Origin of the sequence: Bacteroides sp. OF03-11BH (assembly GCF_003604005.1) — a bacterium.
Classification (GTDB): Bacteria; Bacteroidota; Bacteroidia; order Bacteroidales; family Bacteroidaceae; genus Bacteroides; species Bacteroides ovatus.
Map to the genome: position 1 here is coordinate 145,673 of NZ_QTMW01000012.1, position 17,000 is coordinate 162,672.

Below are 17,000 nucleotides of genomic sequence, written 5' to 3' on the forward strand. Positions count from 1 at the left end.
AGTCTATTAATCTTTTTTCTTCGTTTTTCCTGCCCGGTAATTGATTACAACCAATAACGCCAGTACCACGACAAAAATGATAGCCGAAAGCGGGCGAAGTTCCGGGGTCAAACCTCCCTTGCGGGCATCGGCGTAGATATAAGTAGAAAGCGTTTCCAAACCTTGATTACCGATAGTGAATACAGTTACGGCAAAATCATCAATGGATAGTGTCAGTGCAAGCATAAAGCCGCTAATCATTCCCGGACGAATCTCCGGAATTATGACTTTCCACAAGGCCTGCATAGGAGTAGCTCCCAAGTCGAGGGCAGCTTCATAAATATTCGGATTCATCTGCTTCAAACGGGGCAATACACTTAAAACAACGTACGGGGTACAAAAAGTAATATGAGCAAGCACTACGGTTGTGTAGCCTTGTGTGATCCCCAGAGATACAAACAAAAGGAACAAGGATATACCGGTGATAATATCACCATTCAGAATAGGAATGCTGTTCACAAATCCGATCGCTTTGCGTGAACGGGCTTTCAGATTGAATATACCGATAGCAGCGATGCTTCCTAATAACGTAGATGCTGTTGCAGCCAGTAGAGCGATAGTGATCGTATTAATCAATGCATTCATCAAAGAATGATGAGCACCGGTAGTGAATAACGAAGAATAAAGTTTGGTAGAAAATCCCGTCCAGTTACCCAACACTTTCGCCTCTGTAAATGAGTAGATCACAATAATCACGATCGGAGAATAAAGCAAGAGCAGCAATATCCACAAATAAGTCTGTGCAAATATCTTCTTTACCATAGCCCGCCTCCTTCATTTGAGTTTTCCTTATCATCGGTGCTGAACAGGGAAGTAGCAGCTATCAATAGCAACATAATGAGCGAAAGTGCCGCTCCATAGTTCCACATACTGTTATTGATATTTTCCTGAATCGTCGTACCAAAGAGTTTGATGTTATTCATCGTCAGCAACTCGGCAATGGCAAATGTCGATATAGTCGGCATGAACACCATCATGATACCACTCATCACCCCCGGCATGGAAAGCGGAAGGACTGCTTTCAGAAAGACTTGCACAGGATTGGCTCCCAAGTCTTGCGCCGCCTCGATATAGCTATGATCCATCTTCTGCAAAGTATTGTAGATAGGATAAATCATGAAAGGGATAAAGTTGTATACCATACCGAATATCAACGCTCCCTCGCCCAACGGCACACTGAAAAAGTCGAATAAGGCAACAGTAGCAAGGGTACGCACCAGAATATTTACCCACATCGGCAAAATAAACAGTACGACCATCGTCTTGGAACGGTTCAGCTTGCTGTTACTCAATATCCAGGCAGCAGGATAACCCAGTAAAATACAAACAAGGGTGGTAATAATGGCAATACCAATCGAATAGACAAAGGTATTGATTGCTTCGGGATGTTCGAAGAACTTCTGAAAATTGGCGAGTGTCAAATGGCCGCTATCATCGGTAAAGGCATATACGACAATTAAGAACAACGGTATAATCACAAAGATCGCCGAAAAAATAATGTAAGGGAGAGTCCAACTCTTACGTGATGACAAAAAGACTATAAACCTCTTATTCACTTCCTTTCCTGTTAATCGGTTATTTTAACTATACGAATAGCATCTGGAGGGATGGTAATACCTACACGGTCACCGTCATCCCATACATCGTTCGTATCTACAAATACATTCTCGTCCCAATCTGACAATACAGTCAGATGATAATGGTCACCCTTGTAAAGGATGAATTTCACCTCACCCGTCAGCGTTCCGTCTTCTTCATTATCCTGAAGAATCACTTTTTCAAAGTCTACTTCCACTTTGACATTCGTATCGAAAGCAATTCCTTCCACCGGAACACATTCAAAGTTACAGCCCAGGAATTCCACATGAGTAGCATCCAGCAATTTTCCTTCGAATGTATTGCAAACACGCTCTTTCTTCATAATATGAATATCGAAAGGCTTCACCAACAGACCGACTTCAGCCCCTACTTCAAAATGATGGTAATCCTGCACCAAGAATTCATATCCGCCGCACAACACCGTCATTTCATAATGTACTCCTTTAAAAATAGAAGTCTCTACCACTCCTACTAACTGTGCCATTTCCGAAACGGGGAAAATATAAAGATCCTCCGGACGAATGACTACGTCCACCGGAACATTCTCGCCAAATCCTTCATCCACACATTCAAACTCCGTACCGCAAAAACGTACGAGTTTATCATGAATCATGGTACCGTTGAGGATATTGCTTTCTCCGATAAAGTCCGCAACAAAAGCATTGATAGGTTCATTATAAATATCAATCGGCGTACCGATCTGCTGAATCTTTCCTTCACTCATTACGACAATCGTGTCACTTAACGTAAGTGCCTCCTCCTGATCGTGAGTGACGTACACAAACGTGATTCCCAAAGATTTATGCATTTCTTTGAGCTCCATTTGCATATCCTTACGCATTTTCAGATCGAGCGCTGCCAGCGGTTCATCCAACAACAACACTTCCGGCTCATTCACGATGGCGCGGGCAATAGCTACACGTTGTTGCTGACCACCGGAAAGAGAATCCACATCGCGGTATTCATAATCCGTCATGCCTACCATTTTCAAAGCAGCTTTCACCTTCTTCTCAATGGTCTGTTTCGGTGTTTTTTTCAGTTTCAGGCCGAAAGCGATGTTATCATACACATTCAAGTGCGGGAACAAGGCATATTTCTGGAATACCGTATTCACCGGACGCTTATGGGGAGGAGTTTGTGTTATTTCCATCCCCGAAATTCGGATTTCGCCTTCCGAAGCTGTCTGAAAACCAGCAATGAGACGCAACAACGTGGTTTTACCGCAACCGGAAGGACCAAGGATAGTCACAAACTCGCCCTTTTTCACGTTCAGAGTCACATCATCCAATGCTGTTTTATCGCCAAAGTACTTCGATACATGGCTCACCTCAATGATGGATTTATCTTCTTGCATATTCATACTAAAGTTTGGGCTGCAAAGGTACACATTTCTGCGGTTTCCACCTACGTGTTAATCTAATATAACAGTGTTTTTCGATGCCCGACAGAAAAAAAATCTATCTTTGCATAAATATTTATTCACCAATTTTACAAAAGCATGAAAAAGTTTACTTATTTAGTTATTGCAACGGCAGCGTTAAGCATGGTAGCTTGTACTGGCGGAAACAAAGCCGGATACACTATTACAGGTACAGTAGAAGGTGCAAGCGATGGTGACACCGTTTATCTTCAGGAAGCCAATGGTAGAAATCTGACCAAACTAGATACAGCCGTTATCACCAAAGGTACTTTTACCTTTGAAGGCACACAAGATTCTGTGGTTAGCCGTTATGTCACTTGTGAAGTGAACGGAGAACCGTTGATGATCGACTTCTTCCTGGAAAACGGAAAAATCAACGTTGCCCTGACCAAGGATAATGACGCTGTTACCGGTACTCCCAACAACGATGCATACCAGGAAATCAGAGCTCAAATCAATGACATCAGCAAAAAAATGAATGCCATTTATGAGGCAATGGGTAATACATCTTTAAGTGATGAGCAAAAAGAGGCCAAACAAAAAGAAGGTGCTCAGCTGGAAGAACAATATGACAAAGCAATCAAAGAAGGCGTACAAAAGAATATCACCAACCCGGTTGGAGTATTCTTGTTTAAACAAACTTTCTACAATAACTCTACGGACGAAAATGAAGCTTTGTTGCAACAAATTCCTGCGAATTTCCAGAATGACGAAACAATCGTAAGAATCAAAGAGATGACTGACAAGCAGAAAAAGACTGCTGTAGGTACTCAATTTGTTGATTTCGAAATGCAGACTCCGGAAGGAAAGACAGTGAAGTTGTCTGATTATGTAGGCAAAGGAAAAGTGGTATTGGTTGACTTCTGGGCTAGCTGGTGCGGTCCTTGCCGTCGCGAAATGCCTAACCTAGTAGAAACATACGCTAAGTACAAAGGCAAAAACTTCGAAATCGTAGGTGTATCTCTCGATCAGGATGGTGCTGCATGGAAAGAAGCAATCAAGAAGCTAGACATGACTTGGCCGCAAATGTCCGACCTGAAATTCTGGCAAAGTGAAGGTGCACAGCTTTATGCTGTAAACAGCATTCCTCACACTGTATTGATCGATGGTAGCGGTAAGATTATTGCTCGCGGTCTGCACGGAGAAGAACTTCAAGCTAAAATTGCAGAAGCTGTTAAATAACAGATCCAAAGAAAGGCTTTTCCAAAGGCCTTGAAATTTATACAAGACTGTCTCAAATAGAAAATGAGACAGTCTTTTTTATTTGCGAGACTTTACGCCCCACTCTCCAAACAGATAAAAAATTCAGCCCCTGTCATTCTCAAAGAATACAGGGGCTGAATGTATGTATGAAAGTGAGGGAGATATACTCCCCTACTTTTACTCAAGCAATTAGATAAACCAACGTACGTAGCAGAAGTCCTGACGGTGTGGAAGTTCCGGATTCTTCGGGAACATACGGTAAGACACCTTGAAACTACCTGCATTTGACAAGCTGTGTTTAACCTGGAATGTATACAAGTCGCCTTCTTTCTTGACTACACTGAACGGTTCTACAGAATAAACATGTTGTTTTCCGTCTGCAGTTGTGTAAGTAGTAACCAATTCAAGTCCCACTGCATCATTCAAGCCTTTTTCATCGATAACGTAAGTAATAGTATATTCTTTTCCGCTTTCGATATCACCATTCTTCAGCTCTTCTACCTTGTCACAAGATACGATTTCAATAGAATCCCATTTAGCAACCACATCTTCTTTCCAAGCTGCGATTTCTTTTGCTTTTGCATTATCGTTAGCAGCCAAAGTCTGGAAACGTTTTGCCAGTTTGCAATAGAACTTGCTATAGTAATCATCCAACTGACGCTTCATGGTATAATGAGGAGCAATCTGTGCGATAGAATTCTTCACCACTTTGATCCAGCCTTCAGAATATCCCTTCTTATTACGTGCATAATACAACGGAAGGATTTCAGTTTCAAGAATACTGTAAATAGTAGCAGCATCCAGCTGATCCTGATGTTCCTGATTCTGGTAAGTACGTTTTTCAGTCAACGCCCAACCTGCACCTTCACGGTAACCTTCCAGCCACCATCCGTCTAATACGGAGAAATTGACAACACCGTTCATCAAAGCTTTTTCACCAGATGTACCGGATGCTTCCAACGGACGAGTCGGAGTATTCAACCAGATATCAACGCCGGAAACCAGACGACGAGCCAGTTGCATATCGTAATTCTCGAGGAAGATAATCTTACCCAGGAATTCCGGACGACGAGAGATTTCAATGATACGCTTAATCAAGCCCTGGCCTGCTCCATCGTGCGGGTGAGCTTTACCTGTAAACAGGAATTGTACCGGATAATCAGGATTGTTCACGATCTTAGAAAGACGATCCAAGTCGGTGAACAGCAAGTGTGCACGTTTGTAAGTAGCAAAACGACGGCCGAAACCAATCAGCAATGCGTTCGGATTGATCTTATCCATCAGTGAAACGATACGAGAAGGATCTCCCTGGTTCTTCAACCATGTATCGCGGAATGACTTACGGATATAGTCAACCAACTTATTCTTCATAGTCATACGAGTCTTCCAAATCTCTTCATCGGGCACATTGTAGATAGCTTCCCAAATCTTAGGATTAGACTGATCGAACCAGAAGTTTTCGTTGAAATATTTAAAGTATAATTCTTTCCATTCTGTTGCACTCCAAGTTGGGAAGTGAACACCATTCGTTACATATCCTACGTGGCTTTCTTCCGGGAAATAACCTTTCCAGATAGAAGAGAACATTTCTTGAGAAACTTTTCCGTGCAGCCAGCTTACACCGTTCACTTCCTGTGAAGTGTTACAAGCAAAAACAGACATACAGAAACGTTCGCCCTTGTCGCCCGGATTGTTACGTCCTAGATCCATCAAGTCATCCCATGAGATACCCATTCTGGAAGGATAACCACCCATATATTTGCCGAACAAACCTTCGTCAAAATAGTCATGACCTGCAGGCACCGGAGTATGAACAGTATAAAGAGAAGAAGCGCGAACCAACTCAATAGCCTGGTCGAAAGTCAATCCAGTAGCTACATAGTCGCAGATACGCTGAACATTAATCAATGCAGCATGTCCTTCATTACAGTGATAAACATCTTTCTTGATACCCAGAGCTTTCAGAGTCAGGATACCACCGATACCCAACAAGATTTCCTGTTTCAAACGGTTTTCCCAGTCACCACCATAAAGCTGGTGAGTGATAGGACGGTCGAATTCGCTGTTCATTTCATTATCCGTATCAAGCAGATACAAAGAAATACGTCCAACATTCACACGCCATACGTTTGCATGAACAAAATAATCAAGATAAGGAACGTCAACTATCAACGGCTGACCATTGGCATCCATTACGCGTTCAATAGGAAGTTGACCGAAGTTCTGTGCCTCGTAGTTGGCAATCTGCTGTCCATCCATAGACAACGTTTGAGTAAAGTAGCCGTAACGATACAAGAAACCTACCGCACACAAATCAACATTGCTGTCGGAAGCCTCTTTCAGATAGTCACCAGCCAATACGCCCAGACCACCGGAATATATTTTCAGGACGCTGCTCAAGCCATATTCCATGCTGAAATAAGCTATAGATGGGCGTTGCTCATCCGGCTTCACATCCATGTAATCTCTGAATTTCGTATAAACTTCATTCATTCTTCTTAGAATCACCTTGTCTTTTGCCAGCGCTTCCAGCTTCTCATAGCTCATACGTTCCAACAACAGTACTGGATTCTGTCCACATTCTTTCCAAAGTTCCGGATCTAGATCTCTAAACAGTTCAGTCGCTTCAAAATTCCATGCCCACCAAATGTTGCGTGCGATTTCAGACAACTTCTCCAACTCTTCCGGTATACGTGATTTCACAGTAACCTCTTTCCAGTTGGGAGTATTCACATTACTAACTTTGATTTTCATAATGTTTTCGTTTACTTATTGATAAATAATTTCTTTCTTAACTCAACTGACGTATCCTTGCCTTACGCAAAGCGATATCATAAGCTTCATAATAATATTGTATAAAGTGCTTCCATAAAGCCTGCTCTGCAACTTCAGCAGCACGCTTACGGATTTCCTTCACCTCTTTATCAGTCTTATCCGCAAACAACGTAATCGTATCTTTGATACCATCCGCCACTTCCGAATAATTATAGTCCGAACGATGCAGCACTTCCACTCCATCATTAATGCCATGCTGGTTCTTCAGGCTGTTTACCCAAAGTCCGAATCCTGCCAGATCCGTAGTGATTGTCGGCACATGGAAAGCTACACTTTCCAGCGGAGTATATCCCCACGGTTCGTAATAAGAAGCATAGACACTCAAATCCTGCCCCAGCAATATATCATAATATTCTTTATTCATGATACCATCACGACCATCCAGATAACAAGGAACAAAAATCACCTTTACCTTATCTTCCGGACGATTGCCTATTCCCAGATATTTCAACATGTCCAACACCTGGTCATGAGTCATATTATGCAGCCAATGAGTGATAAACGGTACTTCGAGGGGAGTGTCGAACTTATCTTTGCTCTTCAAACGTGCCTGCAAATCCTCGCGAGGCTCTCCCACCCAACCGGGTACATTGATGAATGCCAACACATTCTTATGCAGTTTCTTATCCCTGTTCAAGCGGTTTAATGATTCCAAAAAAACATCAATACCTTTATTCTTAAACTCATATCGCCCACTGGTTCCGACAATTAACGTATCATCACCCAGATTTGTTCCCAATAATTTATTGGCAACACTAAGCATCAAGGTACGTGCGCGCTTACGCTTGCCGGTAAACGTGCTTCCTTTCGGCACAAAATCATCTTCAAAACCGTTCATCAGAACAACATCTGCCGGTTTATCCAGTAATTCCTTGCATTCATTATTGGTTATTTCACTCACCGTAGTAAAACAGTCTACATAATGTGCAGTCTGTTTCTCAATCGAGTGTTTCGATTGCATGTTCAGTTCCTGCGCCATCTGGTCGCCATTATAAGCAAACAGATAGTCATACAACGGCTTATTATTGCCGGCAATGGAACGACCGATAGACGTAGCATGGGTCGTAAAAATAGTAGCAACCTCCGGCACAGCTTCCTGTACATAAAGTGCTCCCATTCCAGTCATCCATTCATGTGCCTGATATACCACCTTATCCGTTTCCGTCAGGTTGTAGCGATAGAAACTCTCCACCACTCTTCCTGCGGCATAGGAAAACATAGAAGCCTCGTCGTAATCGCCATAGGCGTGCAACGAATCTACTTGATAACGATTCCACATTTCTGTGTATATATCGTCTTTCTTTTCAAAAAAAGGTTGGAAATCAACAAGAATGACTATGGGTTCACCGGGGATATTCCATCGTCCCACACGGACAGAAAGTTCGTCTTTCTCAAGCGCATGCTCTTTCCAGGCAGCACATAGGTTATCCGACTCGATGAATAGAGGGTTCTCCTTTCCTTGCCACACATCAGGACCTATGAAGAAAATTCTGTCGCGGAATTTTTCCTGTAATGTATTTGCCCGTGTCGACAAGACGGTATATATCCCTCCCACTTTATTACATACTTCCCAGCTGGACTCGAAGATATAATCGGGGGTTAATAAATCTTTTACCATATAATATATTAAAACTCTTTTTAGTATGCGAGTGCAAAAGTACACATTATTCTTTGAAAAATAATACTTTATACAAAAAATATGAGTTAAGAAGAGGAAAGAAACGTTGTCTAACAATGAAAAAAGAATATCTCCTTGCACATGCAAAGCAGCATGTACAAGGGGATTGAAAGTCCTTTATAGGAAATATTCTTGCTAAAAATTATGCAACGAGTGCGCTACCAATCAAGAAGGTTGCAGCCAAAGCAACGATTGCATAGAGTTCGGGGAATACGGCAAGAATCAACGTATTGCTAAATACATTGTGTCCCTGTCCGATTGCTGCGATACCGTTTGCACAAACTTGTCCCTGACGGATAGCGGAGAATAAAGCAACCAATCCCAGAGCAATACCTGCACCAAGCACTGCTGATGCCTGGATAGGTGTAATTTCAGGAGTCAAAATACCGAAGATTGTCTGAAACATGAAATAACCTGCAAAACCATAAAGACCCTGTGTACCCGGAAGAGCTGTCAATACCAGGAAGTTACCGAATGCACTATCATTCTTCTTCAATGCTCCGATAGCAGCATTACCTGCAATAGTTACTCCGTAAGCACTACCGATGCCCGACAAACCAACCATAATCGCGATGCCAATGTAGGCGATAAACAAATTCATTTCCATAATCTTATTCTATTTTTTATTGTTTAATTCTTAAAATATTAATTCTCAATTTCTAATTCTTAATCTTCAAATTTTCAATTTCTGAACGGTTTGTACTCTTTACCGCCTCCTTCATATCCGGAGTTCTTGAAGAACTCAACGAACGTCAGACGCATCGGGTGAACCATTGCACCCAGCACATTCATAAAGATATTGATGGCATGACCGATAACGAAAATCAGTACCATAACAATCGGGCCTGCTATTACATTATCCGGACTCATACCTACTGCCAGGCTGTTGAATACTCCCGCCAAAATACCTCCGGAAAGTCCGAGGGCAAACAGACGAACGTAAGACAATACATCGCCAAGCAAACCGGTGACCATATTATATGAATCCCATAATCCCAGTCCGATATTCAGGAAAACATTCTTTCCCGGACTGTTATAAAGGAAGATCATAGCAGCCGAAACACCCAGAATAACCAAATGCACTGTACTTCCCATCGGCATTACCTCCGGCAACAAAGCCGAAACTGCCATGGAAACCAGCAGGATGATCCATCCGATAGTTGCCACTGCATATTTGAAACCAAACTGAATAGTCTGATTCACCGCCTTCAACACCATACCGAATAGTATCTGAATAGCTCCCAATATCAACGATAATTGGAACATATCATTGTTATCCATCAAGACGGCATGTTTCAGACGTTGAACAATCGGCCAGTTCAAATCGTAGATATTCGCTCCGAAGAACGTACCTGTCAGCAAACCGCAGAAGAATGTTGAAGCAGCCAATACCTGTATCAATGAAATGATCGACTTCATCGATGGAGTCACTTTCTTCGCCATCAACCGATAGGCCGTAGCTCCCAGGAACAGGAACACCCCATATCCGGAATCTCCCAGACAAAGTCCGAAAAAGACCATAAAGAACGGGGCAAAGAACGGAGTCAAGTCCAATTCATTATACTTCGGAAGCATATACAACTTACAGATCGGTTCGAACCAGGCAAAGAATCCCTTATTATTCAATCGAATAGGAACATTATCGCCCGGCATCGGATCGGTAATCTCATAATATACATGTGCGTCATTCAAGTAAGCCTCTATTTCCACTTGACTGAATGCAGGTGCCCATCCTTCAATTAACATCAGTTTGTCACCGGCAGTCTGTTCGGAACTTAACACCACCTTAGAGAACTCAATCTGGCTTTGCAACTCTTTCAGAGCAGCCTTCAAGGAAGGAATTTCTGTTTCGGAAAACGTAACCAGCTTCTTTTCATTCTCTTCAACGGCCTGTTCGGTCGTATTGTAAAGCGTTTCAAGGTGTGCCAAAGAGTATGCAGGTAATTTCGCCTGTTCTACATCCAAATCCACTTCCTGCCCGCCTTTCGTCAGAGTCACGAAGAATACTTTAGAAGAGATACGGTTCACAATCATTGCATTGTATTCCGTTTCCCACTCTTCCTTGTAATTTCCTTCCGAACAGCTATAAAAACCGATTACATAACCGGCATTTTTCAGCTTCTGAACATTATCCGGTTCAAAGTTACCCCAGGCTTCCAGCGCTTCTTTCTCTTTGGCATAGCTTTGCAACTGCTGCGACAGCTTTCCATGCTCTGTTTGCAGGGCATCCACTTCGTCCAGCACTTGCATACCACGGGCAGCCGTTCCACCTTCCGTAGCAATTACAGCATTCTTTTCATGCTTCTGATTCTGAAGCAACTTCAAGGTAGCCGCCAAGCGATTGGAAAGACGAATATTCTCCTGCAACTCCGTGTTATCAGCAGCCCCCTGTTGTTTCTCCACAATATGGACTACCCCAAGTTCACGCAGACTGTTCAGGAATTCTTCATACTCTTTGTGATAAACCAGGAATGTGAGTTTCTTCATTTTTGTAATCATGCCTCTACCTCCTTCCTTTTTTCTTGATGGGACTTCATGATCTTTTGCGAAGATTTCGACAAGTTTTCTTCATCTTCCATGAATCGTTTGATCTTTCGCAATGCATCCTGATAACCCGGTATCTGCACCTTCTCAAAAAGGTTCACCTTTTGAGTGGTCTTTTTCCTTGCATGTTCTAACAAGTTCAGCTTGGCGAGCATAAATTCACGTTCAATTGCCGTATGAGCCAGCTCTTCCAATAGATGGATACCGTCGGCATACCATTTGGGAGCATTAAACATACTGTACGGACGTATCTCGAATTCTACATTCTCGAGCAACGGTACGCGCACACCCGCAATCTTTTTCACGCCAAGATGAACATCATTCACCTTTATTAATGAAGCGTCAAACTCATTCCAAAGGGCGAACATGGCTTCATAGGCTTGAATTTGTTGTTCGAGCCTATCCTCCAGATCGGCAGCTTCCGTTTTACAGCGTTTCACTTCCATGCGGAGGGCGCTTTCCTTATTCTTAATGATAGGAAGCGTACGCACCCGCACTTTCAGTTGCTTTTCGAGCTGCTGAAGAGAGGTTTTGTTATATTGAAACTTTATAGCCATCTCGTTGATTTACTAATTTAACAATTTACGACCAGACGATTGAAATTACTTCTTATAAACATATATAATCCGTCCACTATCATCCTAATAGCAAATCGTCTAATTGTCTAATTATTTTGTTTCGGCCAGTATTGATCCACCAAGTCTTTCTTGATATTCACTTCTTCCGGACGGAAATATTTACCGAACAAGCCCCAGGCAACGTCCAGCATTTCAGTAGTATCAAGATTGACATCAATAGCCAACAACTGATTGGAATAGTCCTTCGCAAAAGCCAACGTACGTTCGTCGTAGTTGGTCAGGTCGAAACCATTTTCCATCTTCGTCTTAGCGTTAGCGGCATCGGCATACAGACGTACAGCGGCATTCATCACTTGCGGATGGTCCTTACGTGTCTTCTTACCGGTTACCAGCTGTTTCAAACGAGACAATGAACGGAACGGGTCAACAATTACCTTACCGATATCACTATCACGACGCAGGAACAACTGACCTTCAGTGATGTAACCCGTATTATCAGGTACAGCATGCGTAATATCTCCACCAGACAAAGTAGTCACCGCAATAATAGTGATTGAACCACCGGAAGGGAACTGCACCGCCTTTTCGTAAATCTTTGCCAAATCCGAATAAAGCGATCCCGGCATAGAGTCTTTCGAAGGAATCTGGTCCATACGGTTAGATACGATTGCCAACGCATCCGCATAGCTCGTCATATCCGTCAATAGCACCAGCACTTTCTCATTATTATTTACTGCAAAATACTCTGCAGCAGTCAATGCCATGTCCGGAATCAACAAACGTTCTACCGGAGGATTTTCGGTCGTATTCATGAAACTCACGATACGGTCCAGCGCACCTGCATTAGAGAACACATTCTTAAAGTACAGGTAGTCGTCATTTGTCATACCCATACCTCCAAGGATAATCTTATCCGTTTCAGCACGTAAGGCTACGTTTGCCATTACCTGATTAAAAGGCTGGTCGGGGTCGGCAAAGAACGGAATCTTCTGACCCGATACCAGTGTATTGTTCAAGTCGATACCGGCAATACCCGTTGCAATCAGTTCCGACGGCTGTTTACGTCGAACCGGGTTCACAGACGGACCGCCAATTTCCACTTCCTGTCCTTCAATGTCCGGACCTCCATCAATCGGATCACCGAAAGCGTTGAAGAAACGTCCGGCCAGCTGCTCACTCACTTTCAATGTAGGCGATTTGCCGAGGAATACTACTTCGGCATTGGTCGGAATACCCTCCGTACCTTCAAATACCTGCAAAGTGACATCGTCACCGGCAATCTTAACCACCTGTGCCAGTTTACCGTCCACAGTGGCAAGCTCGTCATACCCTACTCCTGTCGCTTTCAGCGAACAAGTAGCCTTGGTAATCTGAGTAATCTTGGTATATATCTTTTGAAAAGCTTTTGTTGCCATCTTTGATAATTAAAATTATAAATTAAAGATTATGAATTGACACTTCTTTCGGCAATCAATTCCTTCAGTTGTTTCTGGAATCCTTCATACTGTTCCGATTTGAACTTCGAGTAGTTCATCTGCTTACAGACATTAATCATCTTCTTGAAGTAATCCATTACTTCGTTGAAGTTATCAAAGTCAAATTCCGTATGACAGATGTCGATTATCATGTTCAGAATATCTTCCTGACGTTCCATCGGAGTTACCGCATCAATTTCATCAAAAGCATCCTGTTGCAGAATAACAAAGTCAATCAATTCTGATTTCCAGAAAATCACATGATATTCTACCGGTACACCATCATCACCGAGGATATTGATCTGTTCGGCAATTTCCTTACCGCGCTGTAAACGGGTTTTCAGTTCGTTTACCTTTCCAATCCATTCATCGTTGATATGACCTTTGATATACTCCTCAAATTCCGGGTATTCGATATATTTTGAATAAGAATCAATCGGATTCACTGCCGGATAACGTTTCTTATCCGCACGATCCTGTTCCAAAGCATAAAAACAACGGGCTACTTTCTTCGTATTTTCAGTCACCGGCTCCTTCAAGTTACCACCCGCAGGAGATACCGTACCGATAAACGTAATAGAACCCGTTTCGTCATTACTTAGTTTTACATATCCCGCACGACCGTAGAAGTTGGAGATAATAGCCGAAATATCCATCGGGAAAGCATCCGGCCCAGGCAATTCTTCCATACGGTTGGACATCTCACGCAAAGCCTGTGCCCAACGGGAAGTAGAATCTGCCATCAACAAGACTTTCAATCCCATGGAACGGTAATATTCCGCCAGTGTCATTGCTGTATATACAGATGCTTCACGGGCAGCTACCGGCATGTTGGAAGTATTCGCAATGATGATAGTACGTTCCATCAACTTACGTCCCGTATGCGGGTCTACCAGTTCGGGGAACTCGGTAAAGATTTCCACCACCTCATTGGCACGTTCACCACAAGCCGCAATGATAACGATATCCGCTTCCGCCTGTTTAGAGATAGCGTGCTGAAGCACTGTTTTACCAGTACCGAACGGACCGGGGATAAATCCCGTACCACCTTCCACAATCGGATTCAGCGTATCAATCACACGTACACCAGTCTCCAATAATTTGAAAGGACGCGGTTTCTCCTTATAATTCGTCATCGCACGTTTCACGGGCCATCTCTGAATCATAGTCACAGGAATATCATTTCCTTCTTCGTCTGTCAGGATGGCAATTGTATCTTCTATCTTATAATCACCTTCCGGCATGATTGTTTTTACGGTAGCCGTTCCTTTCATAGTGAACGGGGCCATAATTTTCAGCGGCTGGAAGTTTTCATCCACCTGTCCCAACCATGCAGAAGCCTGCACTTTGTCACCTACATTCGCTAAGGGTACGAAGTGCCATACACGTTCTTTATCCAACGGATATGTATATTGTCCTCTTTTCAGGAAAACTCCATCCATCTTGTCGAGGTCATTTTGCAGACCATCATAGTTTTTCGATAGCATACCCGGGCCTAATGTCACCTCAAGCATGTGTCCTGTAAATTCGGCTTCGGCGCCCACTTTCAGTCCACGTGTGCTTTCAAACACCTGGACATATACATGTGAACCTACAACCTTAATCACCTCCGCCATCAACTTATCACCACCGGTCGAGATATAACAAATCTCATTCTGAGCTACCGGTCCGTCAACGACGAGGGTCACCATGTTGGCAATAACGCCACTAACAGTTCCTTTTGTTGCCATATATTTTTTTTATTTTATTATCTGAATTCTGCAGGAATCTGCACTTCGTTCTTCAGCGATTCGATAATGCTTCTGAACAACTGATTACCTCTTTCCTTATCCAGTGAAATCCACCGTTCAATCATTTCCAGCTTCAGCAGGAAAGCGAAAATACGTTCGATAGTGAAATAGTCGAAGAAAATAGCATCCTCCATCCAATTCCACCGCAAAGCATCCAACTTCTTCTCACGCTCCACCAGTTCTGTAATCTCACTGATTTTCACTAACGATTCAAACACATCCACCTCACCGGACAATCCGAAATCGCGGGCACTCGATGTACGCAATGCTTCGCATACTTCCGTATTTCCCACAACGTTGGAAGCAATATCCCATTTGAATTTACGGCTAGTAAATGCAACAAGAATATTATTGATGTTCAGGTTGAATTCAAACCAGGCAGAAACGAACTTATTCCCACAGTTCATCGCATACTCATAATATAGAGCAGCCAGATGATCCTCGTGTAAAACCGTACTTTCAGCCGGAGTATTCAGATAATCAGTAATAAAAGTGGATAGATAGACCGGAAATTCTTTAGGACTGATTTCTCCGCCTTCTCTCAGAATAGAAATATATTCAGAGAGTTCATCAGCAGAGTAGTTTCCCCGTTTGTCGATTTCCGCTTCTTTATCTTTGAGAAGTTTCAGCACATTTGCATTATCAAACTTCAGATAAAACAAGTCAATCAACTTCTGGTCTGAAGCAGACAATCCATCGTAGATTTCAGTTTTAAAATCGGCTACTGTATAGCTCAGTTTGCTGTCTTCCAGCGAAAGTTCCGGCAAACCTGCTACCAAGTAATAGTACTTACTACTCATAGTCGCTTCTTTTAAAATAGCATTTCTACTAATTGAGGACGCAAGAACGCTTTGAAGTAATTCATGAATTCTTCTTCTCCGAAGTTCACCTTATACGAACCGTCCGCCGGAGAAACAGTGAACAGAGTTTTGATACCATTTACTTGCTGAATGGTCACCCCCTTGTCTAATAAAGCTTTTGCATGAGCTGCAAAATACTTTTTCAGTGATTCCGCATCGGCTGTTGAGATGACGATAGGTTCATCTATGCTCCATTTGGATGCCAATGCTACGATAAACGCATTCAGGTAATCTTTATCCTGAGCGAAATCTTTCACGGAAGCGGTTATCAACTTATCAGTTACCATTGTAGCGATTTCTGATTTGAGCGCATTCACAGCCTGACCGGCGAATAGTTTTAACTCTGATTTAGTATTTTCTACTAACTCATCAGCAGATTTACGAGAGGAGTTTACAATTGATTCTGCCTCTTTTCGGGCATCCTCAATGATTTTCTTAGCTTCTTCCTGAGCATTCGCGATAAGTCTCTGCGCTTCCTCGTTTCCTTTTTCCACGCCTTCACGATAAATCTTATCGGTCAACTCTTGAATTTTGTTTTCCATATTAACAGGAGTATTTAGTATTATTACTATATTAACTATGTGTCCTTTGTCAGATTCTCGCCAAATTTACAAAAATCAATTTGATAAAAAAGAGAAAGAAGAAAAGAAAAAGATTTGTTTGCAAAAAAATCACAGTCCTACACCTATTTTATTCCGCTTTTTCCCCTTTTTTATTACTAAATGACAGATTTACCGAATCTTTCAAGCCGGTAAACAAATATAAGGAATCTAAAAGACATTTGGAAATATGTATATACTTAAAACGACAAACAGGATACTAATACAAGATTAAATAACAAAAGCTATCGGTATTTCACCAAATTCATAGAAAACTAAAACTTCGGGGAGATCTATTCGACAATGACTTACCGGAAGACTGAAGATTGATAATTTTCGCAAAGTACCAAATGACAGAAGCCCCTTGACTCAAAATGAAT

13 protein-coding genes are annotated in these 17,000 nt (G+C 42.4%); 1 reads left to right on the plus strand and 12 read right to left on the minus strand.

From position 1 onward, the window contains the following. Positions 1–6: 6 nt before the first annotated feature. Genes DXA54_RS11690 through potA form a run of 3 tightly spaced genes read right to left on the minus strand, consistent with a single transcriptional unit; the run spans position 7 to position 2,998 of the window. Complete coding sequence (locus DXA54_RS11690) at positions 7–801, minus strand: ABC transporter permease (protein ID WP_004297655.1); 795 nt, start codon at positions 799–801, stop codon at positions 7–9. Continuing rightward, the gene (locus tag DXA54_RS11695; protein WP_004308090.1) at positions 795–1,595 is read right to left on the minus strand and encodes an ABC transporter permease; all 801 of its coding nucleotides are present in this window, start codon (positions 1,593–1,595) and stop codon (positions 795–797) included. Before DXA54_RS11695 ends, DXA54_RS11690 begins: the two co-directional genes overlap by 7 nt. Before the next feature lie 11 nt (positions 1,596–1,606). Then, complete coding sequence (gene potA, locus DXA54_RS11700) at positions 1,607–2,998, minus strand: polyamine ABC transporter ATP-binding protein (RefSeq protein ID WP_004297652.1); 1,392 nt, start codon at positions 2,996–2,998, stop codon at positions 1,607–1,609. Between the two features lie 138 nt (positions 2,999–3,136). Here potA and DXA54_RS11705 point away from each other — a divergent pair, with 138 nt between their 5' ends. Further along, complete coding sequence (locus DXA54_RS11705; RefSeq protein ID WP_004308092.1) at positions 3,137–4,240, plus strand: TlpA disulfide reductase family protein; 1,104 nt, start codon at positions 3,137–3,139, stop codon at positions 4,238–4,240. A gap of 210 nt (positions 4,241–4,450) precedes the next feature. On the opposite strand, the gene DXA54_RS11710 is transcribed toward DXA54_RS11705, so the two are convergent. The 9 genes from DXA54_RS11710 to DXA54_RS11750 all read right to left on the minus strand — a co-directional run bounded on the left by DXA54_RS11710 (position 4,451) and on the right by DXA54_RS11750 (position 16,563). Beyond that, a complete protein-coding gene (locus tag DXA54_RS11710; RefSeq protein ID WP_004297649.1) occupies positions 4,451–7,015 on the minus strand; it encodes a glycosyltransferase family 1 protein in 2,565 nt (854 codons plus the stop codon). A 37-nt stretch (positions 7,016–7,052) separates the two neighbouring features. Further along, positions 7,053–8,714 (minus strand): glycogen/starch synthase, encoded by a 1,662-nt coding sequence (locus DXA54_RS11715; RefSeq protein WP_120079534.1) that lies wholly within the window; start codon positions 8,712–8,714, stop codon positions 7,053–7,055. Positions 8,715–8,916: 202 nt separating this feature from the next. Further along, on the minus strand, positions 8,917–9,381 hold the full coding sequence (locus DXA54_RS11720; protein WP_004297644.1) for a V-type ATP synthase subunit K: 465 nt from the start codon (positions 9,379–9,381) through the stop codon (positions 8,917–8,919). A gap of 74 nt (positions 9,382–9,455) precedes the next feature. Beyond that, positions 9,456–11,273, minus strand: coding sequence for a V-type ATP synthase subunit I (locus tag DXA54_RS11725; RefSeq protein ID WP_004303856.1), 1,818 nt, complete (start codon positions 11,271–11,273; stop codon positions 9,456–9,458). Next, a complete protein-coding gene (locus DXA54_RS11730) occupies positions 11,270–11,875 on the minus strand; it encodes a V-type ATP synthase subunit D (RefSeq protein ID WP_004297640.1) in 606 nt (201 codons plus the stop codon). Before DXA54_RS11730 ends, DXA54_RS11725 begins: the two co-directional genes overlap by 4 nt. Before the next feature lie 107 nt (positions 11,876–11,982). Then, complete coding sequence (locus DXA54_RS11735) at positions 11,983–13,311, minus strand: V-type ATP synthase subunit B (RefSeq protein WP_004297639.1); 1,329 nt, start codon at positions 13,309–13,311, stop codon at positions 11,983–11,985. A gap of 29 nt (positions 13,312–13,340) precedes the next feature. Continuing rightward, entirely contained in the window at positions 13,341–15,101 is a 1,761-nt protein-coding gene (locus tag DXA54_RS11740) for a V-type ATP synthase subunit A (RefSeq protein ID WP_004303858.1), read from the minus strand. Positions 15,102–15,118: 17 nt separating this feature from the next. After that, positions 15,119–15,961 (minus strand): DUF2764 domain-containing protein, encoded by an 843-nt coding sequence (locus tag DXA54_RS11745; RefSeq protein WP_004297637.1) that lies wholly within the window; start codon positions 15,959–15,961, stop codon positions 15,119–15,121. Between the two features lie 11 nt (positions 15,962–15,972). Further along, positions 15,973–16,563, minus strand: a complete 591-nt coding sequence (locus tag DXA54_RS11750; protein WP_120079536.1) for a V-type ATP synthase subunit E family protein — start codon at positions 16,561–16,563, stop codon at positions 15,973–15,975. Positions 16,564–17,000: the final 437 nt, after the last annotated feature.